Annotated in this window: 23 protein-coding genes; 6 read left to right on the top strand and 17 right to left on the bottom strand. The window is 67.8% G+C overall.

Translation table 11 applies throughout. The annotated features are described in order from the left end of the window. Window positions 1–71 precede the first annotated feature (71 nt). On the bottom strand, window positions 72–1,565 hold the full coding sequence (locus tag ACGFNJ_RS26945) for an MFS transporter (protein ID WP_393453705.1): 1,494 nt from the start codon (window positions 1,563–1,565) through the stop codon (window positions 72–74). A 92-nt stretch (window positions 1,566–1,657) separates the two neighbouring features. Between ACGFNJ_RS26945 and ACGFNJ_RS26940 the strand changes: the two genes are divergently transcribed. Then, on the top strand, window positions 1,658–2,335 hold the full coding sequence (locus ACGFNJ_RS26940) for a TetR/AcrR family transcriptional regulator (protein WP_393453702.1): 678 nt from the start codon (window positions 1,658–1,660) through the stop codon (window positions 2,333–2,335). Between the two features lie 56 nt (window positions 2,336–2,391). Continuing rightward, a complete protein-coding gene (locus tag ACGFNJ_RS26935; protein WP_393453699.1) occupies window positions 2,392–3,387 on the top strand; it encodes a zinc-binding dehydrogenase in 996 nt (331 codons plus the stop codon). Window positions 3,388–3,437: 50 nt separating this feature from the next. On the opposite strand, the gene ACGFNJ_RS26930 is transcribed toward ACGFNJ_RS26935, so the two are convergent. Further along, window positions 3,438–4,244, bottom strand: coding sequence for an enoyl-CoA hydratase/isomerase family protein (locus ACGFNJ_RS26930; protein WP_393453696.1), 807 nt, complete (start codon window positions 4,242–4,244; stop codon window positions 3,438–3,440). A 147-nt stretch (window positions 4,245–4,391) separates the two neighbouring features. Continuing rightward, window positions 4,392–5,408 carry a TIGR03617 family F420-dependent LLM class oxidoreductase gene (locus tag ACGFNJ_RS26925; protein ID WP_393453693.1) on the bottom strand — a complete coding sequence of 339 codons (1,017 nt, stop codon included), beginning with the start codon at window positions 5,406–5,408 and terminating at the stop codon, window positions 4,392–4,394. A gap of 202 nt (window positions 5,409–5,610) precedes the next feature. Between ACGFNJ_RS26925 and ACGFNJ_RS26920 the strand changes: the two genes are divergently transcribed. Then, window positions 5,611–6,183, top strand: coding sequence for an exonuclease domain-containing protein (locus ACGFNJ_RS26920; protein WP_393453690.1), 573 nt, complete (start codon window positions 5,611–5,613; stop codon window positions 6,181–6,183). A 110-nt stretch (window positions 6,184–6,293) separates the two neighbouring features. Here the strand turns inward: ACGFNJ_RS26920 and ACGFNJ_RS26915 are convergent, their stop codons facing one another. The 6 genes from ACGFNJ_RS26915 to ACGFNJ_RS26890 form a co-directional block, all read right to left on the bottom strand. Then, complete coding sequence (locus ACGFNJ_RS26915) at window positions 6,294–6,971, bottom strand: O-methyltransferase (protein ID WP_393453687.1); 678 nt, start codon at window positions 6,969–6,971, stop codon at window positions 6,294–6,296. Window positions 6,972–7,886: 915 nt separating this feature from the next. Beyond that, the gene (locus ACGFNJ_RS26910) at window positions 7,887–9,530 is read right to left on the bottom strand and encodes a tetratricopeptide repeat protein (protein WP_393453684.1); all 1,644 of its coding nucleotides are present in this window, start codon (window positions 9,528–9,530) and stop codon (window positions 7,887–7,889) included. 258 nt (window positions 9,531–9,788) lie between these two features. Then, the gene (locus ACGFNJ_RS26905) at window positions 9,789–11,612 is read right to left on the bottom strand and encodes a hypothetical protein (protein WP_393453681.1); all 1,824 of its coding nucleotides are present in this window, start codon (window positions 11,610–11,612) and stop codon (window positions 9,789–9,791) included. Then, window positions 11,612–12,904, bottom strand: a complete 1,293-nt coding sequence (locus ACGFNJ_RS26900; protein ID WP_393453678.1) for an ABC transporter substrate-binding protein — start codon at window positions 12,902–12,904, stop codon at window positions 11,612–11,614. Before ACGFNJ_RS26900 ends, ACGFNJ_RS26905 begins: the two co-directional genes overlap by 1 nt. Window positions 12,905–12,936: 32 nt before the next feature. Next, entirely contained in the window at window positions 12,937–14,247 is a 1,311-nt protein-coding gene (locus ACGFNJ_RS26895) for an SPFH domain-containing protein (RefSeq protein WP_393453675.1), read from the bottom strand. Beyond that, window positions 14,247–14,678, bottom strand: coding sequence for an NfeD family protein (locus ACGFNJ_RS26890; protein WP_393453672.1), 432 nt, complete (start codon window positions 14,676–14,678; stop codon window positions 14,247–14,249). Before ACGFNJ_RS26890 ends, ACGFNJ_RS26895 begins: the two co-directional genes overlap by 1 nt. 151 nt (window positions 14,679–14,829) lie before the next feature. On the opposite strand from ACGFNJ_RS26890, the gene ACGFNJ_RS26885 reads away from it, so the two are divergent. The 3 genes from ACGFNJ_RS26885 to ACGFNJ_RS26875 all read left to right on the top strand — a co-directional run bounded on the left by ACGFNJ_RS26885 (window position 14,830) and on the right by ACGFNJ_RS26875 (window position 17,530). After that, entirely contained in the window at window positions 14,830–15,657 is an 828-nt protein-coding gene (locus ACGFNJ_RS26885) for a DUF3097 domain-containing protein (protein WP_393453669.1), read from the top strand. Between the two features lie 81 nt (window positions 15,658–15,738). Next, a complete protein-coding gene (locus ACGFNJ_RS26880) occupies window positions 15,739–16,554 on the top strand; it encodes a hypothetical protein (protein WP_393453666.1) in 816 nt (271 codons plus the stop codon). A gap of 232 nt (window positions 16,555–16,786) precedes the next feature. Beyond that, window positions 16,787–17,530 (top strand): S1 family peptidase, encoded by a 744-nt coding sequence (locus ACGFNJ_RS26875; protein WP_393453663.1) that lies wholly within the window; start codon window positions 16,787–16,789, stop codon window positions 17,528–17,530. A gap of 293 nt (window positions 17,531–17,823) precedes the next feature. On the opposite strand, the gene ACGFNJ_RS26870 is transcribed toward ACGFNJ_RS26875, so the two are convergent. From ACGFNJ_RS26870 to ACGFNJ_RS26835, 8 genes are all read right to left on the bottom strand, one after another. After that, window positions 17,824–18,288, bottom strand: a complete 465-nt coding sequence (locus ACGFNJ_RS26870; RefSeq protein WP_393453660.1) for a hypothetical protein — start codon at window positions 18,286–18,288, stop codon at window positions 17,824–17,826. A gap of 245 nt (window positions 18,289–18,533) precedes the next feature. Then, entirely contained in the window at window positions 18,534–19,589 is a 1,056-nt protein-coding gene (locus tag ACGFNJ_RS26865) for a ferrochelatase (RefSeq protein WP_393453657.1), read from the bottom strand. Window positions 19,590–19,604: 15 nt separating this feature from the next. Continuing rightward, complete coding sequence (gene inhA / locus ACGFNJ_RS26860; RefSeq protein WP_069167157.1) at window positions 19,605–20,441, bottom strand: NADH-dependent enoyl-ACP reductase InhA; 837 nt, start codon at window positions 20,439–20,441, stop codon at window positions 19,605–19,607. Between the two features lie 45 nt (window positions 20,442–20,486). Continuing rightward, window positions 20,487–21,203 (bottom strand): 3-oxoacyl-ACP reductase FabG1, encoded by a 717-nt coding sequence (fabG1, locus tag ACGFNJ_RS26855; protein WP_393453653.1) that lies wholly within the window; start codon window positions 21,201–21,203, stop codon window positions 20,487–20,489. Between the two features lie 265 nt (window positions 21,204–21,468). Continuing rightward, entirely contained in the window at window positions 21,469–22,470 is a 1,002-nt protein-coding gene (locus ACGFNJ_RS26850; RefSeq protein WP_069167155.1) for a VWA domain-containing protein, read from the bottom strand. Continuing rightward, complete coding sequence (locus tag ACGFNJ_RS26845; protein ID WP_393453650.1) at window positions 22,467–23,453, bottom strand: DUF58 domain-containing protein; 987 nt, start codon at window positions 23,451–23,453, stop codon at window positions 22,467–22,469. Before ACGFNJ_RS26845 ends, ACGFNJ_RS26850 begins: the two co-directional genes overlap by 4 nt. Before the next feature lie 26 nt (window positions 23,454–23,479). Beyond that, the gene (locus ACGFNJ_RS26840) at window positions 23,480–24,679 is read right to left on the bottom strand and encodes an AAA family ATPase (protein ID WP_393453647.1); all 1,200 of its coding nucleotides are present in this window, start codon (window positions 24,677–24,679) and stop codon (window positions 23,480–23,482) included. A gap of 173 nt (window positions 24,680–24,852) precedes the next feature. Next, window positions 24,853–26,271, bottom strand: a complete 1,419-nt coding sequence (locus ACGFNJ_RS26835; protein ID WP_393453644.1) for an NlpC/P60 family protein — start codon at window positions 26,269–26,271, stop codon at window positions 24,853–24,855. Window positions 26,272–26,497 lie beyond the last annotated feature (226 nt).

The following is a 26,497-nucleotide window of genomic DNA, read 5'->3' as shown; positions in this document are numbered from 1 at the left end:
CCCAGGCCTCGTCCGCTTACATTGCGGTGGAACGCCTCCCGCAGCTCGCGCCCGACGCGTTGGCCGGGCTACTAGTGGACGCTAGCTGTGCTCGGTTCCAGGCGGCGGGGTGAGGCGAACAGCGCGATCAACGCCATCGCCAGGAGGAGGGTCGCGCCTACTGCGGTGGCGATATGCATTCCGGAGACGAAGGATTCGCGGGCCGAGTCGATGAGGGCGGTGTTGGCGCCCGCGTGCTGGATGGTTTCGCCGAGGGTCGCGGCATAGTCCCCGCCGGAGCGGAAGATCAGGGCGGCAAGGGAACCGAGCAGGGCGAGACCGAGCGCGTTGCCGAGCTCGAAGCTGGTTTCGGAGATGCCGACGGCCGAGCCTGCCCGTTCGGCGGGCACCGAGGAGACCGCGACGTCCGACACCAGGGTGAACGCGATGCCGTAGCCGATGCCCGCGATGGTGGAACCGGCCAGGTACCACCAGATTCCGCCGTGCACGCCGACACCGAGCAGCATGAGGTTGCCCACGGCCGAGGCCGCCAGCGCGAACGCGAAACTGTTGCGCGCGCCGAAACGCTGACCGACTCTGGCGCCGCCCATCGAGAAGATGAACACCGCGACCGCCATCGGAATCCCGAGCACCGCGGCCGCGAGCGGGTCACGTCCGGTGACCGACTGCAGGTAGATGCTGGTGAGATAGCTCATCGCGGCCAACGACATCATGCCGACGAGACTGGAACCGATCGCCACCGAGAACCCGGCACGGGAGAACAGCCGCAGGTCGAGCAGCGGCTCGTCGAGATGGCGCTGCCTGCGCACGAACGCGGTCAGGATGACGGCGCCGACGAGCGAGATCACGATCGCTTCGACGTCGAGCCCTTCGGCCGCAATGTGTTTGATCCCGTACACCAGCGGCAGGATGCCGCCGATGGACAGCGCGACGCTGGGCAGGTCCAGCGGTCCGAGCACCCCGGCGCGATGCTCGGGCAGCACGAACGGACCCAACGCGAGCAGAATCAACAGCACCGGGATGTTGATGAGAAACACTGAGCCCCACCAGAATTGGTGCAGCAGCAGGCCGCCGATGATCGGGCCGACGGCGGAGCCGCCCGCGAAGAACGCGGTCCACACGCCGATGGCGGCGGCGCGTTCGCGGGCGTCGGGGAACAGGCTGGAGATCAGCGCGAGGCTCGACGGCAGCAGGGTCGCGCCGCCGACACCCATCAACGCACGCGCGATGATCAGCACCGCGGCGCTCGGCGCGAAGGCGGCGAGGACCGACGCGATGCCGAAGATGGTGGCGCCGACGAGCAGGATGTTGCGCCGCCCGATCCGGTCACCAAGGTTGCCCATCGTGATCAGCAGGCCTGCGATCAGGAAGCCGTAGATGTCGAGGATCCACAGCTGCTGCGCCGCGGACGGGTCGAGGTCGACGGTGAGGGTCGGCATGGCCAGGAACAGCACCGAGATGTCCATCGACACCAGCAGCACCGGCAGCAGCAATACTGCGAGGCCGAGCCAGGCACGGCGCGAGCCGACAGCAGGCGCCGCGCGCACCGCCTCCACGTCTGTCATCCTAAAACTTCCTCTCCAACTCGCGTACGCCGTACGCACGAACTCGGGTACAGTGTACGCACCCTCCCCCGGAAGTGAAAGTGAGTCATGGGATGTCTGAGCTCAAGCTCAACCGAGCCGCCATCATCGACACCGCGATAACGCTTGCCGACGAGGAGGGCCTGGATGCCCTGTCCATGCGACGCATCGCCGACGCGATGGGCGTCGGCGCGATGTCGCTGTACCGGCACGTCGCGAACAAGGACGAACTGCTCGCGGCGATGACCGACGAGGTGGCACGCCGCAATCCCTACCCGTCGCCGGAGGGCCAGCAATGGACCTGGCGCGACCGGGTCCGCATCGCCGCCGAGATCGATTGGGCGCTCTACCTGCAACATCCATGGGTGCTGCTCACCTTCGCCACCCCGCGCTACAGCTTCGGGCCGCAGAGCCTGGCCTGCCTGGCGTGGATGGTCGAGGGCTTCGCCGAGCTGAATGTGTCCACCCGTGAGGCGACGACGATGTCGTTCACCGTGTGGAACTACATCTCCGGCGCAACCCTGCCGCACATCAGTGCGTCGCTGATGGCGCGCAAGGGCATGAACCCCGAAGGCGACAACGGGCTGCGCACGATGCTGAAAGGAGAATCACAGTTTCCGGTGCCGCCCGCGCTCGCCGACCTGGAAGGCACGGGCGTCAGCGACCTGACCCAGGAGGAGCTGCTCTACATCGGGCTATCCGCGCTCTGCGACGGCTTCGAGGTTCGGGCGAAGCAGCGCGAGTTGACCTGAACTTAGGTTCATGTTGCACGGTGGTGGTCGACCGCACACCACCACTAGGAGTCACTGTGCACGCGATTCGCCTCCACGCCTTCGGCCCCGCCGAAAATCTGCGCTACGAAACGGTTCCCGACCCCGCGCCCAAACCCGGCCAGGTCCGAATCACGGTGGCTGCGGCGGGAGTTCATCTCATCGACACCGCGATTCGCAAAGGCCAGCCCGGGCCGTTCCCGCTGCCCGAATTGCCGACCGTGCCCGGCCGTGAGGTCGCCGGGACCGTCGATGCGGTGGGTGCCGACGTCGACCCGAGCTGGATCGGCAAGCGCGTGGTGGCGCACCTCGGCATGGTGCCAGGAGGGTATGCCGAGCTGGCAGTGACCGAAGTGGCTCGGCTGCACGAGATTCCGGCGAACCTCGATGCGGCCGAGGCCGTTGCGATGATCGGCACCGGTCGGACCACGTTGGGTGTGCTGCAATTCACCGAGTTGAGCCGGGACAGCATCGCGATCGTCACGGCCGCGGCGGGCGGAATCGGCACGCTGCTGGTGCAATACGCGAAGAACGTCGGGGCAACCGTCATCGGGCTGGCGGGTGGGCCCGCGAAAGTGGCGCTGGTACAACAGAATGGCGCTGACCTCGCCGTCGACTACCGGCAGCCCGGCTGGACCCAGCAGGTCCGCGACTTCCTCGGCGACCGCACCGCGACCGTCCTGTTCGACTCGGTGGGCGGCGAAATCGCCTACGCGGGTATCGATCTCCTCGGCAAGGGCGGGCAGCACCTCATCTACGGCGGTTCCGGCACCGATCCGAAAGCGGTTGGGACGCCGACCTACTCCGCCGACGAGCTCGCCGCGCGCGGCGTGACCTCCGAGTTGGTCGTCGGTCAGGCGATGATCCAACGGGCCGGTGGTGATCTGCGCGGACTGGAAGACCGTGCCATGGCCGAGGCCACCGCCGGTCGGCTTCGCCCTGCGGTGCAACGATTCCCGCTCGCCGAGGCTGCGACCGCGCATCACGCGTTGGAGACCCGCGGGACCACCGGCAAGGTCGTGTTGATTCCCTAGAGGTCTCGTCCGAAGCGGTGGCGGTTCCGCTCATCGGTGTGGACGGTCGGTCAGTCGGGCGGCGTCCATTCTTCCGATACCCGGGCCGACCAGTGGGGTTCTCGGCGGGCGAGGTAGGCGCGGACGCCCTCGGCGGCGTCGGGCGTGCCCATCACGCGGTGGTGTAGGTCGGTCTCCAGCGCGGCCACCTGCGCCGGGCTGTAGCCGTGGCGTGCGGTGTCCCACAGCAGCTTCTTGCAGAGTGCCGCCGACATCGGTGCGACGTAGGTGGCGATATCGCGCGCCATCGCCATGGCGGCGGGCAGGACCTCGGCAGCGGGCAGACAGCGGCTCGCCAGGCCGAGCCGGACCACCTCGGCGCCGTCGAGCCTGCGGCCGGTCAACATGATGTCGGCCGCGGCGGCGGCACCAACCAGATGCGGAATTGTCCAGTGCGACATCGCATCCGGCACCATGCCGAAGCGCACCTGTGGCACCGCGTATGCCGCGTCGGCGGCGACCAACCGGATGTCGGCCTGCATGGCCAAGGTGAATCCGATGCCGATCGCGTGCCCGTTCATCGCCGCGATGACGGGCTTACGGAGGTCGAATGCGGGTGGCGACACCGGGGACGCGCTGAACGTCGCGGCATCGGCGGCGGCGAAAGTGTCCTCGGCGCCGGAGAGGTCGGCGCCCGCGCAGAACGCCGGTGGGGTGCCGGTCAGCACCACGACGCGCACCGCATCATCGGCATCGAAGGCGCGGTAGTACTCCCCCAGCGCCGCGCCCATCTTCTTCGTGAAGGCGTTGCGATGCTCGGGACGATGCAACGTCAGCACCGCGACCCCGTCCTCGACCTGTGCGCGGACCTCGCTCATGAGTGCGCCTCGCCAACGCTCGACTCCGTCACGAACGAGAGCACGACTGCGTCCATAGTTCGCCCGCTCCGCTCACTCCTGACTGCGCCTCACCAACACTCGACTCCGTCACGAACGAGTGCTCGGCTGTGGCCATGGTTCGCTCGCTCACGCGGCACCTGCTCGCAAAGCCTGAATCAGTTCCGCGACATGGCTGTTCGACACCGGGTAACCAGGGAAGTAGCAGCACACTCGGTCGGTGTAGGCCCCGAATCGTTCGAGGATCGCCGCCGCGCACTGTTCGGGCGTGCCGTGCACCGCCAACGTGGCGAGCATCGTGTCGTCGATCAGGTCGGCCATGGCGGCGCTGTTGCCTTGCTTGCTCAGCACATTCAGCTCCGGTTGCAGTTCGGACCAGCCCTCGACGTCGAGCACAGGCCGATAGGCGGGCGTCGAACCGTAGAACGCCAGAAGGGCACGCACGCCCTTTGCGGCGGCGGACAATTCGGCGGGCTTGCGTCCGACGCCGACGATGACCTGGGGGTAGATCCGCAGGTCCGTCGGCTCCCGTCCGGCGGCGGCAAGCCCCTCGGCGACCGCGCCCATGGTGCGTTCGCGAAAATGCTTGGCGCTGTTGAACGGCATCACCAACAGCCCGTCGGCCACCTCCGCCGCGGCGCGCGTCATGCGCGGGCCGAGCGCACCGAGGCACACCTCAGGCGGCCCAAACGGATTGGGCCCCGGGTTGAATGCCTGCGGCATCAGCGTGTGCGTCGTGAACCGTCCCTCGAAACGCAACGGCGCCTTGCCCTCCCAGGCCGCGAAGATCGCCTTGATCGCGAGCACCATCTCGCGCATCCGCGCGGCCGGGTTCGACCACGTTGCGCCGTAGCGCTTTTCGATATGCGGACGAATCTGCGAGCCGAGGCCGAGTCGGAATCGGCCGCGGCTCAACGTCTGCAGGTCGTAAGCCACGTGCGCCAGATGCAGCGGGCTACGCGGCAGCGCGATGGCGACATTGGACATCAGATCGGCCCGCACCGCGGCGGCCGCCAGCGTGAGCGGCACGAAGACATCGTTGGCGCCTTCGAAGGTGAACAAGCCGTCGGCGCCGAGCGAGACCAGCTCCTTCGCCCTGACCGCGGTGCCTTCCAACGCACTGTCCAGGCGCAGATCGACTTTCATCACCGCCCACCCTGCGATGCACGAACCTCGTCGAGACATTCTGGCCCCCAGAACTCGGGGTCGGTCACATCGAAACCGCAGGGCACCATAGATCGATTAGAAGCGTTGGGCGTGTTCCACAGGACCCGAGTTCCGCTCAGTGGGACATCAAACGCCGAAATCCTGTTGAGCGCGACAGAAAAAATCCCTACGCTCGACGGCCATGGGAGGGGAAACGGGACTACTCAATGTCGTCGATGTCGAGGCGACCTGCTGGGACGGCGCGACGCCGCCCGGTGCAGTCAGTGAAATCATCGAAATCGGGCTGACCGTAGTCGATCTGGCGGCAGGTGAGCGGATCGGCAAGCACCGGATCCTGGTGCGGCCAGCCCGGTCGACGGTGAGCGAGTTCTGCACAGAGCTGACCGGGTTGACCCAGGACGAGGTCGATACGGGCATCGCGTTCGCCGACGCATGCAAGCTGCTCGCAGTCGACCACGAGGCAGGCATACGTCCGTGGGCCAGCTGGGGCGACTACGACCGCAAACAATTCCGCACCCAGTGCGCCGCGACAAGCACCGCATATCCGTTCAACAGCCAGCACACCAACGCCAAGGCGCTCTTCAGCGAGGCATACGGACTGAAGAAGCGGCAAGGAATGGCCCAGGCACTGCGAATCGCCGACCTCCCCCTCGAGGGCCGACACCACTCCGGCGCCGACGACGCATGGAACATCGCCGCCCTAATCCTCAACCTCACACCCCGCACCGCCTGGCGAGCAACGACCACCGACTGACCTACGGTCTCGCAGTGCGGAAGGCTGAGATCGCCGAGGCAGTCACGCGAAGGTCGTGTGCACGCCGCCGAATCAGTTGATCGGCCGGCGTGCATCACTGTGCTGGTGGGTTAGTCGGTTGGGTCGCCGTCTACTATCGCGTAGGCGAATCCGTCCCAGCCTTTGGCGCCGACGGTTTGGAGGACGGTGGCGTCCAAAGTTGTTTCGGCGGCGAGCAATTCGAGTACGGCGCGGCTCGCTTGGATTGCCGCGTTGTCGGAGTTGGCGTCGGCGACACCGCCTTCGCGCACGACGTTGTCGACGATGATCACCGAGCCGGGCTTGGTCAGCCGCAACGCCCACTGCACGTAGTTCGAGTTGTTGACCTTGTCGGCATCGATGAACACCAGGTCGAACGGTTCGGGATCCTCCTCGGCCAACCCGGGCAGGTTGTCGAGCGCCGCACCGACCCGGATCTCCACCCGGTCGCCGACCCCGGCGCTGTCGAGGTTCTTGCGCGCGACGTCAGCGTGCTTCTGCTCGAACTCGAAGGTCACCACCTGCCCCTTCTCGCCGACCGCGCGGGCAAGCCAAATCGTGCTGTACCCACCGAGTGTGCCGATCTCCAGCACCCGGCGCGCCCGCGCCGTACGCGCCAGCAAGTAGAGGAATTTCCCTTGCGGCGGCGACACATCGATCGCAGGCAGCTCGGCCGCCGCGTTCGCCGCCAGCGCGGCCTCCGTCTCCGGGTCCTGCACCAGGGTGTCGACAAGGTAGCGGTCTACGTCCGCCCAATCAGGTGTCGTCATACTTCGAAGTCTGCCACCTCACTCAGCGCCCGGCCGGTTCTCACCTGTACCCTCCGTCACACCCGCAGCCCCCAGATCCCCACTCGCTCTGTCGATCCGCCCCGTCACAGCCTCCAAACCGAGCGGACCTATCCGCCCGATCCAAAGCAGCCTCCGAATAGCGTCCACAATCCCCGCCGCATCCCACTATCCGAGACACGCCCTCACGAGTGCCAACGGGACATGGTTGCAACAACTCTCGCGCTGAACCACTCCGAAGTGGCAAGCTTCGCGTCGACGGGAGAGAAATGGTGGCGACATGTGACACGCGCCATTTCTCTCACGCCAATACTTCAAGATCGCTTGAGGGCTCTGAGCCGGACCACCGGACGATGGCCCGAGGGACGGCTGCGATCCCATCGACGGTAGTCAAATGGTTACTGCTCTCTGTTGACGGGAGTCCTTTGGTTGCAACACGCGTCCCGATACGGCACCAAATGACTCCCGTCAACTTCCCCAAGATCACTTCCCGAAGATCTTTGGACCGGACCACAGCCAAGTGACCCGGCTGGGACGAGAGAACGCGTGATCGACAGCGGAGGTCAGCCGGGTACGGCACACGACGCCACCACGCTAATCCGGTGCAAACCCCGAGACCGTCGCACTCGCCAGGAAACCGTCGAACTCGCGGAAAAGAGCACACCAAACTCGGATCACTACACCCGAAGACTCTCAACGCAAACCGCCCGACCAAAGCCGCGCTTGCCCTGGGCCTGGGCCTGGGCCTGAGCCGGGGCCTGAGCCGGGGCCGGGGCCTGAGCCGGGGCCTGAGCCGGGGCCTGAGCCGGGGCCGGGGCCTGAGCCGGGGCCTGAGCCCCCGGCTCGGGCTCGGGCCCAGGAAAGCCGAAGGATAAATCTCGGATGAGCGCCCGTCGGCTACACCGTCATGGCGGGGTCTGCGATAGGCAGTGGCCAACGATCGATCTGGTCGAGCGAGGTGGTCGATTCGCGGGGCGGAAGTAGCCTGCGGATGCCCTCGCGGCGGGTGGATGGGGTGAGCATCGAACGCACCTGGCCCGCATAGTGTTCCGCGTAGCGTGCGGCGGGATGCAGGCGGTGCGCCTCGGCGAGCCAGCCACTGGCTTGGCGTTGGACTTCGCTGCGGGTGAGCGGCGGGTCAGCGCCGAGCAGAGTGCCGCCGTGTTCTGGGGCGACGATCATGGCGGAGCCGAGATGCTGCAGGCAGCGGGCGGTGCCGTGATCGTCGGCCATGGTGCGATAGCCGGTCAGCGCTTGCTGCCAGCAGCGCAATGCGCGTCGCGGTTCACCGCGCGTCCACCAGACGATGCCGAGCGTCTCGTGGACGTGGGCACGGCCATCCGGGTCGCGACCGGTGCGAGTCAGGGATTCGGCCAGCTCCAACCGATCTTGGGCGGCATCGAGCCTGCCCTGACGAATATGCACGACCGCCAGATTGATCAACGCGCACACCTCACCGGCGACATCCTCGCGCGGCAGCAACCACCAGGACGCCTCCAGTCGCGCCGCCGCGGCGGCCAACTTCGCCTCACGCTCAACCGCCGTCGTCGGCGCGGTAGCCAGTAGGCGCAGCGCCGCACGATGTTCCCACCGCGCGGCCAAGCTGGTCGACAGGTTGCGCGGCCGGTACCGCTGCGGCCGCGCGCGCAGTCGGTCCGCCCGCATCCACGCCAGATCACGGTGCAGCACAAGGTCTTCCAACCCATGCACCGCACACAACTCGGCGGCCAGCCCGGAGCTGTTCTCCCCCAACCCGATCCGGGCATGCCATGCGTCGAGTGCGTCACCGATCCGCACCAGCTCTGGCGCGAGAGTCGCCGGCACCACGTCGCCGAGCGCCGCACAGCTGGTGATCAGCGTGCGCAGATAGGGTTCCTCGGACTCGAACCAGCGCCGCGCTCCCGCCGCGAAACGGACCGAATTGAGCGCGAACGCCCACCGGGTCGCCCGGTCTGCGTAGTAATGCACGAGCGCGGTCAACGCTGCACGCCACCGCGCCCCAGCGAGCACCGTCGCCCGATCCGGCAGCCGCGGCACCTGCCGCAGACAGAAGCGTTGCGAACCAAGGGATGTCACGATGCCGCGGTGCTGGAGGTCGTCGAGTAGCACGGTGCCGGTGGGATGCGGCGCAACCTGTTCCAGCGGCAGTCGCGCAGGCGCGTCGAGAGCGGCAGTCAGGGCGGCGAGCAGTGCGATCGCCTCGAATTCGCGAACGGGGAGCTCTCGCAGCACCGCGCCGATCTCGTGACCGTTCAGCGCTGCCACGATGCGCGGCGGGCCCGGGCACGGCTCCCGCTCAACGGCAAGTACCCGCGGCCCCGGCTCGACGAGATCCGCGATCAGATCGAGTTCATGTGCGGTGCGGATCCTTTCGCGGTACCAGAGCAGACTCCGGTAGCCCACGTAGGCCACCGCCACAAGCACGATGACCACCCACAGCCCGCGCAACGCGTTCGCCGCCACCTTGGCGACAGAACTCTCCCCCAACGAGTTCACCACCATGTTGTGTGCGAGCTCGAGCAGCAACGTGGACGACAACACCGACGTCGTTCCCAGAAACCCTTGCCAAACAGACGATCTCGGCGCAACCCGATCGACACCCCCCTCCGCCCCTTGCCCCGACTGATCGCCGCCGTCGCTCATATCCTCACCTCGCCGCCCGACCTCGCCCGACTCAAGCCACACCGCACCGAGATTCGCCCACCGAACGCACTCGCCGCAGTACCCGAGCAGCACCCGACCACGGCCAGTACGACGCACACTGCTTACGCCCCAACACAATTCGCCCACCGGGCACATTCATCGCAGCACCCCGCCGGTGAGGCCGGGGACCAGCCAGCGTCGCCAGGTCAGCACCAGGAGGACGACCGGCAGGACCGCCGAGATCAGGGAGCCGGCCGCCAATTGGGCTGAGTTCTCGGTGAATTGGCGTGCGCCGCCCCACAACAGTAAGGACCACGGGGTTGCGCCGGCACCGCTGATCAGCAGCCCGATCACGAAATCGTTCCACACTTGGATGAATTCGAGCACCGCTACCGCGCCGAGTGCGGGGCCCGCCGAGTGCAGTACTCGGCGAACGATCGCGCCGGGGCCGGCGAGCCCGTGCAGGGCGTCGGCGGCGGGAGTGCCTGGTGCGGCGAGTAGTGCGCCGCGCAACACCAGGATCGCGATCGGCAGCCCGGCCGCTGCGTGCAGCAGGATCAACGGAATTCGCGTGCCGGACAGCTCGTTTGCGTCGATGAAGGCGTCCACCGGGCCGAGATAGCTCTGCACCGGCAGCACTGACAGCACGACAAGTGTCAGGACCGCGATGCCTGCGGCGGGCCGGTTCGGCCGCAGTGCCGCAAGCCGATACGCCACCGGCACCGCCGCGGTGACCACGACGAGGGTGGCCAACGACGCGACCCATGCCGTGGTCTCCAGTGACCGCACCAGCGCCGGATCGCGAAACATCCTGGTGACCGCGCCGAATCCGAATCCACCGCGATCGCGCAGCGCGACCACGATCAGCCACCCGATCGGCGCGAGCGCCAACACCGACACCGTGAACATCCCGAGCCCGCGGCGCATGCCGAGCCCGTCCCGCGCCACCATCCCTTCCTGACCGGCCTGCGCGGCCCAACTCGTCCGGTGCCTGCGCACATTCGTCTGCAGCAACCACGCCACGAAGCCGACAAGCACCGCCAGCGGCAAGCCGTATGCGGCGGCCACGCCCGGGTCGACACCGGGGTCGACGGCGAGCCGCCACCAATGCACGGTCGCGCTGTCGATCTGATATTGCAGCGAGCCGGGCACCCCGATGAGCACCACGTCGAACACCCTGGCCGCCGCGACACCGACGGCAAGCCCGACGATCAGCACGACAGGACGCAGCAGTTCGAACAGCCGCCGGAACGGAAACTGTTTGCCGTCACCGTGCAGGTAGCCCGCGCGGACCGGATCCGCCTCGACGGCAAGGATGCCCGCGCGAAAGAGCCCGGTGACGAAGCCGAGCCAGGTCCACAGGAACGCGGAACCGAGCATCGCACGGAACCACCACTTGTACACGGCCACACTGTCGATGCCGAGCCAATCACCGCCGAACTGGAAGATCAGCCGGAAGGCGACACCGGACACCACCGCCGAGATCCCGAACGGCACAATCAAAGGCCGCCACAGCCACCGGGAGTCGCGCGCCAACCACGCGATGCCCAACGCGATGCCGAGCAGGACGACCCCGAACACCACCCAGGCCAGTGTCCGCACATACGCCCACGTGCCGTCGCGGCCGAGCCCCTTGCCCAGCAACCACATTCCCGCACCGACCAGTCCGAGCGCGATCGGCCAGCACAGCAGCCGGACCCCGGAAACCCAACGGTGCCTGGCGAGTTGAGTCGCGCCGACCGCGCCAACCGCGACCAGCAGGCACGCGACGACCACCAACGGCTTGGCGCGCACCGCGATTACGACGGTCCACACCACCGGCACCACCACCAACGACACCGTCAGCAGCGTCGCGGGAAGCCCAGTGGCCCAACCGATCCAGCGACGCGGATGACTACCCGCGACGAGCGGCCCACTCATCCGCCGGGTAGCGAGCTCGAGCCGCAACCCATTGGCCTGGTAATCAAGCGGCCCCGTCATCACCGCCCCCGATCCGCGGCATCCAGCGCGATGATCGCGCGATCGGTTGCCTCGTCGAGTCGTTCTATCGCGCCGTCACCGACGGTGATCAGGAAGTCGGTCAGGATGCGCCACAGGCCGTTTCGGCCGCCGACTGCGCCGATTCGGTCGGAGAGGTCGAAGGCGCTGCGGGTGCGTAGTGCGCGGGCCGACTGTTCGAGCAGCGGCGAATACGGTGCGCTGGTCCGTAGATTCGGGCTGAGGAATCCGCCGTATTGTTGGATCCACGGCAGCGCGGCACCCGGCGCGGCGAGTGCGTCGACCAGTCCTCTGGCCTGCGTGGTCGCCGACTTGGTCACCACCATGACGTCGCCGCCGACGATCCGCGGCGGCGCAAGCCCCGGTTCGACCGCCGGAAACGCGGCGACACCGACCACATCTTCGACTCGGCGCCCTGAACGCTGCACGGCGGCATTCACGATCGGCTCGGCGAAATCCGGCTCGACCACCATCACCGCGCGCCGATGCTCGAACACCTCCCGCACCGCGTCGGGGAACTGCCGGGTCAACGCGGCCGCGACACCGCCGGGGAACGCGTGCCGATGCCCCCAGAGCAGGCCGAGATGCCCGAACGCGGCGCGCACAGCGGGACTGTCCCACGCGTGCCTGCCCCCCGCGACGGCCACCTCGTCGTAGATCCGCGGCGACTCGGCGAGCAACGCGTTCTCGAAGACGTCGGTGAGCACCCAGCCGTCGGCGGCGCCGAGCGCGAGCAACCGGACCGGTGCCTCGGCGAGCACCTCCATCCGGTCCAGCCAGTCCGCGAGCGTCCAGCCCGCCGGGTCGCCGAGACGGTACTCCGCGACCAGCTGCTTGTTGAACCAGACCATCGACTTGTCGGCGGCCTTGAACGGAACGCCGTACGGTTCGCCCTTGTACTGCAACAACTGTCGCCAGACGTCCGGATACCGAGAGCCGAGCTCGTCGGACCACAGCGCGCGGGCGACCGGTTTCAGCTTGCCCTGCTCGGCGAGCGCCCGCACCCGGCCCGCCTGCGGCAGCATCACGATGTCGGGCGCGGAGCGACCACCCGCGGTGAACGCGGTCTCGATATCGTCGCCGAGCGGGACGACGTCCACCTGGTCGGTGTAGCCGAGGCTGGCCAGCACCGCGCGGAACGCCGCCAATTCCGTTCCGCTCCACGACACTCCGATGCGGATCGCACCGGGGTTGCCGAGCAGCAGCTCCGGCGCACAGGCGGCGGCCAGCGGCGCGACCAGCGCCACTTGCAGTAGTTCCCGCCTGCTTCGCATGACCCCCCGAGGCACCTCGCCGTGTCGAAAACCTACTTCGAGAAGGTCTCCGGCGGCTGCCACGGCCGACCCTGCGGGTCGTCGGGACGGTAGTTCGGCGGTTGTTGCGGTTGCTGCGGCGGCTGCTGTTGCTGCGGCTGCTGTTGCTGCGGTGCCTGCTGCGGCGCAGGCAGACCCTCTTGCTGCCCGGGTAACACCGCCTGGTGGGGTGATTGCTGGCGCGGCGCCGCGGGCGGCGGTGACATCAAACCCTCCACCGGGGTACGGGCCGTCGCCTCGGCCGCGCGAACGGCCCGTTCGATGGCCGGGTCGGCGGCAGTGTCGAACCAGTCCGCCACATCGGAGTCGTCCTCCACCTTGACGGGCTGACCGTCGTCGCTCGGCGGCTCGTAACGGAAGACACCGTCCTCGCCCTGCGAACCGAAGCTCTTGGCGAACCCTTCGAGCGCCTTGCCGAAGTCGCTCGGCACCAGCCACACCTTGTTGGCGTCGCCCCTGGCGACCAAGGGCAACGTCTGCATGTACTGGTAGGCAAGCAGTTCCGGCGTCGGCTTGCCGGATTTGATTGCCGCGAAGACCTTTTCGATGGCCTTGGCCTGGCCTTGCGCCTGCAGGTAGGAGGCGGCCCGCTCACCCTGCGCACGCAGGATGCGGCTCTGCCGTTCACCTTCGGCCTCCAGGATCGCGGACTGCTTGGCGCCCTCGGCGGACAGCACCTGCGCCTGCTTGGCGCCCTCGGCCATCTTGATCTGCGATTCGCGGGTGCCCTCCGCGGTGAGGATCATCGCGCGCTTCTCGCGATCGGCCTTCATCTGCTTTTCCATCGACTCCTGGATCGATGCGGGCGGATCGATGCTCTTCAGCTCGACCCGCGCCACCCGGAGCCCCCAGCGTCCGGTCGCCTCGTCGAGCACGCCGCGCAGCTGGCCGTTGATCTGATCGCGCGAGGTCAGCGTCTGCTCCAGCGTCATGCCGCCGACCACGTTGCGCAGCGTGGTGACAGTGAGCTGCTCGACCGCGGCGATGTAGTTGCTGATCTCGTAGACCGCCGCCTGCGGGCTCGTCACCTGGAAATACACCACGGTGTCGATGTGCAGCGTCAGGTTGTCCTCGGTGATCACCGGCTGCGGTGGGAAGGAGACCACCCGCTCGCGCAGGTCGACTTTCGCGCGGATGCGGTCGGCGAACGGGACAAGGAAGGTCAGCTGGCCCGACACCGTGCGTGAATAACGCCCGAGCCGTTCGATCACCGCGGCCTCGGCCTGCGGCACCAGCGCGATCGACTTGAAGACCACCACCACGACCAAGAGAATGAGTACAGCGGCAACGATCAGTACAGCCATTACGGCCCCTTCCAAACGACGGCGGTGGCGCCGTCGATCCTCATGACAAATACCTTGGTGCCCGGTTCGTAGACCTCGTTCTCGTCCATCGGCCGTGCGGTCCACTCCTCGCCGCCGAGCTTCACCAACCCGGAATGCTCGGCAACCTGCTCGAGCACGGTCGCCGACTTGCCTTGCAGCGCATCCACATTCGTCGGGATCGGCGGCGGGTTCCCGAACCGGCGCCGCAGCAGCGGGCGCACACCGAGCATCAACACCAGGGTGAGCACGGCGAAGATGACGGCGTCGACCACCAGCGAGGTGCCCGCAACCGAGCTGATGCCCGCGGTGCCGAGCGCGGCAGCACCTAGCATCAGCAGCGTCAGGTCCCCGGTGAGCATCTCGGCCGCCGCAAGCAAGATGCCCGCGACCAGCCAAACTATTGCGGCCACGCCACCACTGTAGTGCGGCGGCGATGATCTCGGGCGGCACTGACACGACTGCCGATCTCGGGTGAATCACGAAATGGCAGCGATCACCGCGCAGACGCGCCGGTGCGCACCGAGGTACGAAATCCACAGCGGCGGTGCTAGCTTCAGGCGGGTGAGCGGGCATGACAGCTATGGCGGCGACATCTTCTCCGGACATTCCCGAGCGAAAAAGCGGGCGGTACCGCGGGTGACGGCCGATCGCGACCTGGTCGTCGAGGACGCGGCGAGCGGATTCTGCGGCGCCGTCGTCGGATTCGACCGCAGCTACGACGGCGAGTTCGTCAAGCTGGAGGACGCACGCGGCGCGGTGCGGCTGTTCGCGCTGCGCGAGGCCGCGTTCCTCATCGACGGCGAGCCGGTCACGCTGATCCGGCCGACCGCGACCGCCCCAGCCAAGCCGACTCGTTCCGCGTCCGGCTCCACCCGGGTCGACGGCCTGCGCGCCAAGGTCGCCAAGTCCAGCCGCATCTGGGTGGAGGGCGTGCACGACGCCGCGCTGGTCGAACGGGTGTGGGGACACGACCTGCGGGTCGAGGGCGTGGTCGTCGAGCATCTGGAGGGCTTGGACAATCTGGCAGAGCGGCTGACCGATTTCGCGCCGGGGCCGGGCCGCCGCGTCGGGGTTCTGGTCGACCATCTGGTCACCGGATCCAAAGAGACCCAACTCACCACCGGGCTCGGCAAGCACGTGCTCGTCACCGGACATCCGTTCATCGACGTGTGGCAGGCGGTGCGCCCCGCAGCCGTCGGCATCGCCGCCTGGCCTGAGGTGCCACGTGGCGAGGACTGGAAGACCGGCATCTGCACCCGCCTCGGCTGGGGCACCCCGCAAGACGGCTGGCGACGCGTCTACGGCGCGGTGGAATCGTTCCGAGATCTGGAGGCGCCGCTCATCGGCGCGGTCGAGCGCCTCATCGACTTCGTCACCGAACCGGAGTGACGCCAGCGACCGTCCCCCTGGTCAGGAATGCCCTTTGCGGGAATGCCCGCGAATAACCCACACCCTTTATGCTCGATAATTATGTGCTCTCCTAGTGCGACGCTGACGGTGTGGGCCGGCTCATGGCTGGCCGGCTGTAGCGCGCCCGATGACGTCTTGGAGGCCCTGCACGCCTGGGCGCCAACGCACACCATCGCTGCAGGCGATCCGGTCACCGGCGGTCGCACCGACCTGCCCTGGCCGTCGCTCGGTGACCTGCCGGGCACCGGAATGATGGCACTGCTCAAGGTGATTCGCGAAGCGATGGCACAGCCTGGCGCACAGCTGCGGCTGGTCCTTCCGGTCCCAGGCGATGTGCGCGGCCTGCCGATCGGCACCGCCTTCGCCGCCGATGCGATCGCGGCGGAGGAGGGTCTGCTCATCGGCGTGCCCGGCGCCGAGGGCACCGGCCTCATCCCCCTGTGGACCGACGACGACACGCTGCAGTGGGCGGTCTACAGCACCCCGATCCCGCCGACGCCAGGACCGGACATGTCGCTCGGCGAGGCCGAATACGCGATGCGCGAGGCGGTCCGCGATGCCGCCGACGCCCTGATGCAACTGCACACGACCTCGGTCGGTTCGGCGGACTCCGATCCGCGTGAGCTCATCGAGGCCGAGCTGGCCGACTACTCGCGGCACGATTACCCCGGCTCGATTCCGTTGCGGGCCAAGCGGATTCTCGATTCCGCCGACCATGTCGCCGCCATCCTCACTGTGGCGCAACGGGAACCGGCGTCCTCGCCGACCTCGGCCAGTGCGATCGGCGCGCAGGAGTCGCTGTTGAAGCCGCTGTGGGACGCGATCCGCGCGGCTCGGTTGGCGGCTATACATGCGCCGGTCCGTAGTTCTTCCTGAACGGCAGACACTGCGAAGTTCTTCCTGAACGGCAGACACTGCGACGCGATTGGTCGCTGTGCATGCTGTGACGCACTAGCCGGCGGAACCGGCAGGTGGGCACGCACGTGGACGGCCGCGACGACGGGGCCCTCGGCCCGAGTGATCCCACGGCTGGAGCCAGTTCGGTCGCGTCAACCGTGACGCGGGCATAGTGTGCTTCGAGGAACTCGATCATGAGGAAGGGTGCGCGATGCGATCCACCGCAGCGCTCGCGGCGGTTCTCGCCGCCGCGGTAGTCGGTCTTGGCCTGCCGGGAGCCGCTCCGGCGCAGGCGGTGGTCGGTGGTCAGCCCGCCGACGCGACCGCATACCCGTGGCTGGTTGCCATCGGCACCCCGCTGCTGCCGCTGCGCCCGTCCGGGCAGATCTGCGCAGGCACGCTCATCGCGCCCGACCAGGTGCTCACGGCCGCCCACTGCGCCGTGTTCACCGGACGGGTGCCCGCGGCGCTGCGCGTCACGTTCGATCGCACCGACCTGCGCACCACCGACGGAACCTCGGTGCGCGTCACCGGCGTTCGGGTGCACCCCGACTTCCGGATCACCATGTTCGAGACCGACCTCGCCTTTCACAACGACCTCGCCGTGCTCACCCTTGAGCACCCGGTCCAGCGCCCGACCGTGCAGATCGGTACGGCGCACGGCGATTCCGGCACCATCCTCGGTTGGGGCGCCACCTCCGACGAGGACTGGGCGAACCCCCTCCTGCACGCCGCCACCATCCCGCTCAACAGCGACTGCACCGCCTACGGTGATTCGTTCGACCCGCGAGAAGCGTTGTGCGCCGGTTCCACCCAGTCCGACTCCAACCAGTTCGACAGCGGCGGACCACTTCTCGTAGACGGCAAGCTCGTCGCCCTCACCTCGTGGGGCAAAGGCGCCACCGAACCCGGCTACCCCGGCATCTACGCCCGCGTGCCCGTCGCCTTGTTCTGAACCACCACACGCCATTCAGCGCCTGACAGGCGCCATGCACCGTGGTCGCCGAGCGGGACATAGCCGCGGCGACACGCCGATTTCGGCTCAGTGATGTCCCACCCGACGCCAATACGGGAATCGAGCGGGACATGGCGGCGGCAAGTGCGATTCGACATCACCTCGCCCCGCTGGCGTGCAGGGATTCGGCCCTAGTCGCCGAGCGGGACATAGCAGTGGCAACGGGCCGGTTTCGGCTCGGTGGAGTCCCATTCGCGCCCGGTGGGGATCGACGGGACACGCCCGCGGTCTCGTTAGTACTGCGCGGGTGGTTGCCCCTGGGGCGGGTATGGCTGCGGCTGGTACGGGTACGGCGGTTGCGGCTGGTACGGCTGTTGTTGTCCTGGGTATTGCTGCTGCGGGTACTGCTGGCCGGGATGCGGCTGCTGCGGCGGGTATCCCGGCTGCTGGGCCGGGTAGGCCTGCTGCTGCGGGTACTGCTGACCCGAGAACTGCTGCGGCGGTACGCCGTTGCCCGCCTGCTGGAGCTGGTTCTGCCCCTGCCTCTTGTTTCGCCGGGAGAGCCACACGAGGCCGACCACCACGACGGCGATCACGGCGACGCAGACCGCGCCGACCACCCAAGATCCGCCGCTGCCGCCTCTGCTACCCCGCCGCCGCGCTTCGCTGGTCTCCAGCGCCGCCGTCCACACGGTGTCGTCGGACCATGCCCCCATGTCCAACAACCCGGTTGTCGTCACCATGTCGATATAAGTCATCAATTTCCTAGCACCCCGCTTCGGCTTGGTCCGAAGGCGAGAGCGATGCTAGCGCACCCGAATTCGACGCCAGCACCTGCCGGTATCCCCACTCGTGGGGATACGCGACCGATGGCGCCGCCAACGCCCAGCGTGCCCACCGTCACGTTCTGACGAAGTTCCCGCACACCTTCCGATGCCGCACACGGCGTTTCGCCCGGCAAGTCGGTGTGCGGGAAATCAGTTGGTGTGCGGAAACTCCCGCACTAGCCGCGAGGCCGTGGAGGGAGGGCGCAGCAGCCCTCGGCGCAGGGGCGGCCGTTCGTGGTGCAGCCGAAGCCGGGAACGTCACCGAGGTAGCGCTGTTCGCGTCCCGCCACGTGCTCACCGATCAATTCGACGACAAGCTGCGCGAACCGTCGATCAGTGCCGGGCGTGGCCGCGCGCGCGAACGCCATGCCGAGCTCGGCCGCCTTCTCCTTCGCCTCGTTGTCCAGATCCCAGATCACCTCGAGGTGGTCGGAGACGAAGCCGACAGGGCAGACGATGACGGCTTCGATGGTCTTGGCAGACAACTCATCCAGGTGGTCGACGATGTCGGGTTCGAGCCACGGCACCTGCGGCGGGCCGGAACGAGACTGCCACACCAGGTCGTAGTCGGTGAATCCCGTTGCGGCGGCACACAAGCGGGCCGCCTCGGCGACCTGGCGGCTGTACAGCCTGCCACCATCGAACGGCGGCCCCCCGGTGGCGTCGGCGGACACCGGGATGGAATGCGCGGTGAAAACGAGGCGCGCCCCGTCCCGGCGCTCAGCCGGAAGTTCCTGCCGCGCCGCACGAATCGCATCCGCGAACGTCTCGATCAGCAAGGGATGATTGAAGTACTGACGCAACTTGATCAGATCCGGCGCGCCGTCGCCGAAAGCGGCACGCGCCCTTGCGATGTCCTCGTGATACTGCAGGCATCCGGAGTAGCCACCCCACGCCGAGGTCGGAAACACCAGGGCCGAGCGGATACCGTCGGCGGCCATGCTCGCGACGGTGTCCTCCACCATGGGCGCCCAGTTCCGGTTGCCGAAGTACACCGGCAGATCGATACCCGCCGTAGCCAATTCGGCCTGCACCGCCGCGATGATGTCGCGGTTGAGCCGGTTGATCGGCGAGACACCACCGAAGTGCAGGTAGTGCTCAGCCACCTCGTCGAGGCGTTCGCGCGGTACCCCTCGGCCCCGAGTGACGTTCTCCAGGAACGGCATCACATCCTCGGGACGTTCGGGGCCGCCGAAGGACAGCAGCAGCAGTGCGTCGGCAGCCCGACTCACATTGCCCTCCTTCGCTCAGTTGATCGCCATACCCTCGGGGAACCAGGTGTTGTGGCTGGCGCCGCCGTCGACGTAGATGATCGACGCCGTGGTGCCGGGCAGCCAGTCCGACAGCAGCGCGACGATCGACTTGGCGACCACCGTCGGGTCGTCGACGTCCCAGCCGATCGGCGATGCGCCGTCCCAGTACTCGTTGAGCTGGTTGAGCTTGGCGGCGTCGTCGGTGGCGGTGCCCGCGATGGCCTTGGCGGCCAGCGTCTTGATCGGGCCTGCGGCGATCAGGTTCGAGCGAATCTTCTTGGCGGCGCCCACTTCTCGCGCCACGTACCGGTTCACCGACTCGAGCGCGGCCTTGGCAACACCCATCCAGTTGTAGTACGGCATCGCCGTGCGCGGATCGAAGTCCATGCCGACGATCGAGCCGCGCTCGTTCATCACCGGAAGCACCGCCCGCGACAGCGACGCGTAGCTCCACGCGGAGATCTCGAACGCCTTGGCCGCGTCGGGGCCCGGGCCCTCGAGGAACGGGCGCGCCTCCGGACCCATCAGGGTGCGCGGCGCGAAGGCGATCGAGTGCAGCACGCCGTCGATGCCCTCGGGCGCCAGCTCGCGCACCTTGTCCGCGAGCTCGGCGAGGTTCTCCTCGTTGGTGACGTCGAGCGGGATGGCAGGCGGGACTTCCTGCGGCAGCCGCTTGGCGATCCGATCGATCAGCCGCAGGCGTTCCGGAATGCCGGTGATGATCACCTTGGCGCCCTGCTCCTGCGCGACCGCGGCCGCGTGGAACGCGATCGACGAGTCGGTGATGATGCCGGTCACCAGAATGGTCTTGCCTTCGAGCAGTCCGCCCATGGGTTTTCGGTTCTCCTGAGGTCGAGGGTGTCGAGATAGAAGGTACTAGTGGCCCATGCCCATGCCGCCGTCGACCGGGAGGACGGCACCGGTGACGTAGCGCGAGTCCTCGGACGCGAGGAAGCTGACGACCGCCGCGACGTCTTCGGGCTGGCCGACGCGCTTGAGCGGAACGAACTTCTCGATCATTTCGCGCAGGTCGTCCGGCAGGCCCGCGGTCATGTCCGTCTCGATGAAGCCGGGCGCGACCACGTTGGCGGTGATGGAGCGCGAGCCGAGTTCGCGGGCCACTGAACGGGCCAGGCCGATCACGCCTGCCTTGGAGGACGCGTAGTTGATCTGGCCAGCCTGCCCGCTCATGCCGACCACCGAGCCGAGGTAAATCAGCCGACCCCACCGCGCCTTCAGCATGTTCCGGTTCGCGCGCTTCGTGCACCGGAATGCGCCGGTGAGGTTCGCGTCGATCACCTTGGTGAACTGCTCCTCCGACATCCGCATCAGCAGGGTGTCGTCGGTGATGCCCGCATTGGCGACGAGCACCTCGACCGGGCCCTGCTTCTCCTCGACCTCGCTGAACGCGGCGTCGACCGAATCGCTATCGGTCACATCACATTTCACGCCGAGCAAGCCCTCGGGCGCGCCGGAACCACGATGGGTGACGGCCACCTTGTGACCGTCGGCGGCCAAACGCTGGGCGACTGCGAGACCGATGCCACGGTTACCGCCCGTCACCAGGACGGACCGGGATGTGATGTTCGACATGGGCATCAACCTACCTGGTCGGATCCGCCGGTCATGACCCGCCCGCCACCCACCGCACCGCGCCGACGTGCGGGGTTGGCGGCGCGGCGTTCGACCGAACGATCGGATATACCCGATGGCAATAACAAGGAACCGCACCGAAATTCGCATAACGCCCACGAAGCCCGGTGACCTCTCCATCTGACGGCGGCACCCCGAGAACGCCGAAAGACGGGTCAGCTAGTGGCGAAACAGCTGACCCGTCAACACAACTCGGCGTATCGGGTTACGGCAACCGCTGGCGATACAACAAACCGGTGATCACACCGGCGGAGGTGATCAACAGTCCGAGCAGCAACCACGGGCGGCTCGCATCACCCCTGGTCAGCTCGAAGCCGATCTGCTGTTCGAGGGTGTCGTACACCTTGCTCAATTCCTGCAAGGTCGACGCGGTGTAGAACTCACCGCCGGACAATCGCGCGATTTCCTGCATCGCGTCGTCGTCGACCGGCACCGGAACCGAGTCACTGGAACCGTCCGGCTGCTGAATGGTGACCTTGCCCCACTTGGTGCCGTACGAGATCGTCGAAATCGGAATGTTCTTGTTCTTGGCGAGCCTGGCCGCGACATATTCGTGGCGCGGATGGCTGACATCCTCGAACGCGGGCACGGTCTGCTTGCCGTCCGACATCAGCACGATCCGCGCGGGCGGCGGCTGCTGGGCGCCGCCGAGCACCGAGGCGAGAGTGTCGATCGCGTTGAGCGCGGTGATGATGCCCTCACCCGTCGCGGTCCGCTCGGCCAGCTTGGCGTTCTCGATCGCCGCCTTGACCGATTCGTGGTTCGTCGTCGGCGTGACCATCACCGAGGCGGTACCCGCGAAGGTGACGAACCCGATGTTGAGCCCCTCCGGCAGGCCGTCGACGAAGTCCTTACCGGCCTTCTTCGCAACCTCGATCCGGCTCGGCGGCACATCGGTCGCCTCCATCGACAGCGAAACGTCCATCACGAGCATGACGGTCGCGCGGTTGCGCGCCACCTTCTTGACCGCGGTCGGCCCGGCCGCCGCGATCGTCAAGAACACCAGGCCGACCAGCATCAGCGCGATCGGCACGTGCCGCCACGGGCTCGGCCGCGACGGCGCGACCTTCTCCAGCAGCTCCATGTTGCTGAACTGCAGCATGTGCTTGTACTTGCCGCGCTGAACAAGCACATAGCCCAACGCGATCAGCGCGAGGACGGCCAGGAAGCCGAGCCACAAGCCTGCGGTGAAATGCGAAATACTCACTGCCGTGGCACCCGCCCGGTCGGGGCGCCCATGCTGTGGCGCCGGGTGGAGACGAACCGGACCACGTCGGCAATCCAGTCCCGATCGGTCTGCAAGGTGAGCACCGGCGCGCCGCAGCTGCGCAGCGCCTGCTCGACCTGTTCCCGGTGCCGTTGCGCGGCGGCCGCGAAATCGGCACGCAGCGTTGGCGTCACGCTGAATTCGCGGGTGCGCCCGGTCTCCGGGTCGTGCAGCACGACATCGCCGATATCGGGCAACGACAGGTCGCGCGGATCGAGCACCTCCACCGCGAGCAGGTCGTGGCGCGCCGAGATGGCCCGCAGCGACCGCTGCCAGTCGATGTCGCCGAGGAAGTCGCTGATGATCACCGCGAGGCCGCGCTTGCGCTGGGGCCGCCGCAGCGATTCGATGCCGCCGCGCAGGTCGCCGCGGACGCCGTCGCGGGCGTGCGGCGTGGTCGCGATGCTGCGCAACAGCGACTGGGCGTGCACCCGCCCGCTGCGGGCAGGCACCCGGACCAGTTGTTCGCCTGTCGCGACGACCGCGCCGATCCGGTTGCCGCCGCCGCTGGTGAGATGCGTGATGGCGGCCGCGGCGGCGATCGCGAGATCGCGCTTCTGGCAGGCCGCGGTGCCGAAGTCGAGGCTCGCCGAGAGGTCGACGACCAGCCAGGTCTCCAGTTCGCGATCGGCGATCATCTGCCGCACGTGCGGATGGGTGGTGCGGGCGGTGACCGACCAATCCATCTGCCGCACATCGTCACCCGGCTGATAGGTGCGCGCCTCGCCCGGCTCGGAGCCGGGGCCGGGGATCAGGCCGAGATGGTCACCGTGCAGCACGCCGTCCAGCCTGCGGCGCACCGTGAGCTCGAGGGTCTTGAGCGCCGCGGACAGCCGCGGGTCGGTCAATTCACCCGCGTGGAACGACGGCGGCGCGTGCGACGGCGTGACCTGGTGCGGAGCCGACCGGGGGTTGGTAGACACTGCGGGGAACGGTTCCGGCGCTGCGGTCACTTGTTCTGGATGTTGCCGGCGGGCTGGGACTGCTGCCCGTTCGGCGGCTGCGGCACCGGCTGGCCACCCTGCTGCGGCGCGCCCTGCGGGCCGTTCTGCTGCGAAACCTGCTGCGGCGCACCGGAACCGACGGCGGGTGCGGCGGGCGCGACAGCCTGCGGGGCGACCTGAGGAAGACCGACGGTCTGCAGCACCCTGGTGATCACTTCCTCCGGGCTGATCTCGTCGGCGAGCGCGTCGTAGGACAGCACGAGGCGGTGCCGGAGCACGTCAGGGATCACCTCGACCACGTCCTGGGGCACCACGTAGTCGCGGCCGCGGATCAGCGCGACGGCGCGGGCCGCGGCGATGATGCCGAGGCTGGCGCGCGGCGAGGCGCCGTAGGCGATCCAGTTGGCCACGTCCTGCATGCCGAAGTCGGCGGGCTTACGGGTCGCCGCGATCACCCGGACCACGTAGTCGACGAGCGCGTGGTGCACGAAGGTGTTGGCGGCGACCTTCTGCAGCCGGACCACCTCTTCGGGCTCGAGGATCCGCGTCGCCTCCGGCGGGGTGACACCCATCCGGTAGATGATCTCGCGCTCCTCCTCGACCGAGGGGTAGTCGACGACGACCTTGAACAGGAAGCGGTCGCGCTGCGCCTCGGGCAGCGGGTACACGCCTTCGCTCTCGATCGGGTTCTGAGTCGCCATGACCAGGAACGGATTCGGCATCGGGTAGGTCTTGCCGCCGATCGAGACGTGCCGCTCGGCCATCACCTCGAGCAGCGCCGACTGCACCTTGGCGGGCGCGCGGTTGATCTCGTCGGCGAGCACGAAATTCGCGACGACCGGGCCGAGCTCGGTGTCGAATTCCTCGCGGCCCTGCCGGTAGATGCGGGTACCGATCAGGTCGGTCGGCACCAGGTCGGGGGTGAACTGCACCCGGGAGAACGACCCGCCGACCACCTTGGCGAAGGTCTCGACAGCCAGGGTCTTCGCGATGCCAGGCACACCTTCGAGCAGGACGTGACCACGTGCGAGCACGCCGACGAGCAGACGCTCGACCAGTCGATCCTGGCCGACGATCACCCGCTTGACCTCGTAGATCGCCTTCTCCAGGATCTGGACGTCTCGCTCCAGGGTGCCAGGCGTGGACGCAGGCGCATCTTTCGCCAAATTCGCCCCGCTCACACCGTCTGTCGAAGTCACCAACATCCCCGCTTTCGCCTTGGTCCTGTGCGTGCTGCCACAACTATTCCAGGTAATGGCCATATGTGCCGCAACCGGACCCGACATGAAGAGAATTCGACACTTTCGGACGTCCGGTTCGGGCAATTATGCGGGGCGCGTGCGAGGCCCGCAGCGTCAGCCAGTCTGAACGGCGTCGCTCAGCTGACGATTCGCACCGCATAGGGCATGATGCCCGCTTCACGCACCGGCGAAACCCGGACCACCGAACCCGACTCCGGCGCCTCGATCATTTGCCCGTCACCCAGATACAGCGCGACGTGCTGGCTGGCATTCGCCCCCCAGAACAGCATGTCGCCGCGGACGCGCTGATCGACCGGCACCCGGGTGCCCGCGTTGTACTGATAGCCGCTGTAGTGCGGCAGCGGGACTCCGATGCCCGCGAAGGCAAAGATCATGAGTCCCGAACAGTCGAAGCCGACCTTCTCGTAATCGCCGTGTGCGTCTGCGGCGCCGCCGCCGTCGCTGATGCCTTGGGTCGGCCCGTTCGCGTCGCCACCACCCCAGGCGTAGATGACGCCCAACTGGGACATCGCGCGGTCGACCACCGTCTCGACGGCCGCGGAGCCGCCGATGGGCGGGAGAGCCGGACGTGGGCTGGGTCGCCAGTTCGGTGGCATGTTCTCCAGCTGGATGTGCGGGCGTTGGCCCGCGCCGAGCTGGCTCGCGCGATCGCGGGCGTTCTGATCCCCGTTGGCCCTGGCGGCGGCCGCGGCCGCGGCCGCACGCACCGCGGCTTCCTCTGCCCTGCGCTGTTGTTCCCAGGATAGGTAGGCATCACGTTGCCCTTGTAATCCCGCCACGTTCTGTCGCGCGAAATCCAAGCGGCCCTGGGCATCCGAGCGCTGGCGTAGTAGGTTGTCGCGCTGCACCGTCTGCTTGTCGAGCTCGGCTTTGGCCGCGGCGACGGCATTCTCGGCATCGATCTTCTTCTGCTCGGCCGCGGCGGCCGCCGCGTCGGCGACCGACTTCGCTTCGCGCGCACTGGAATTCTTGTTGCCCTGATCGATCTGGGCCCGGCGTAGGCCTTCGAGCACCTGCTGCTGATTCTTCGAAACCAGCGAGAGCAGCTGGGCCTGATCGAGGGCGGCGGCGGGCGTGGCGGCGGCTAGGTAGACGACCATCGACTCGGCCGCGGGGCGGGTGTAGGCCTGGGCCGCGAACTGATCGAAGTTGCGGCGCGCCTGGCCGACTCGGGTTCCGGCGTCGGCCAATTCCTGCTGGGAGGCGACCACCGCCGCCGCGGCCGCGTCGGCGGCGTCGCGGGCGTCCTGCAGGTCGACGAGTGCCTTGTTCACTTCTTCGCGCTTACGCGCGACCTCGCCGTCGAGTTGCTGTAGTTGCTGATCAACCGACGCGACCTGGTTGATGAGCGTCCCGACTTCCGCCACGCCCGAGTCGACTTGTGCTCCGGCATCGGCGATCTCGCCGTCGCTCGGGTTCGGCGGTGGCGGCGGCACCGCGGCCGCTGGTCCGGCGAGCACCACGGCAACGGACACCAGCAACCCCATAGCGACCACCATCGGACGCCGGAAGGCGGACTTGCCGTCGTTGCGCATCGCACCTCCCATGGATCCGACTTCCGCTTCACCCCGCGAGTTCCCGCCACACCGGCATGCTCCGTGGTCGGCAGATAACCCCTGACAACACTTCTTCCCCATCAGCAACTACTCGAACGGTACGACACTTCCGTCACCAAAGAAACAACAGCCACACAATGACAGGCGGGATTTTGCTCGTTGCCTGGAATTAGCCGGATGTAGCAAGGGTTTCCAGCCGGAAAAG

It is taken from the genome of Nocardia sp. NPDC049149 (assembly GCF_043197455.1).
GTDB lineage: Bacteria > Actinomycetota > Actinomycetes > Mycobacteriales > Mycobacteriaceae > Nocardia.
Note: the sequence above shows the minus strand (reverse complement) of the source record. Positions and strands in the feature narration are given on the sequence as shown.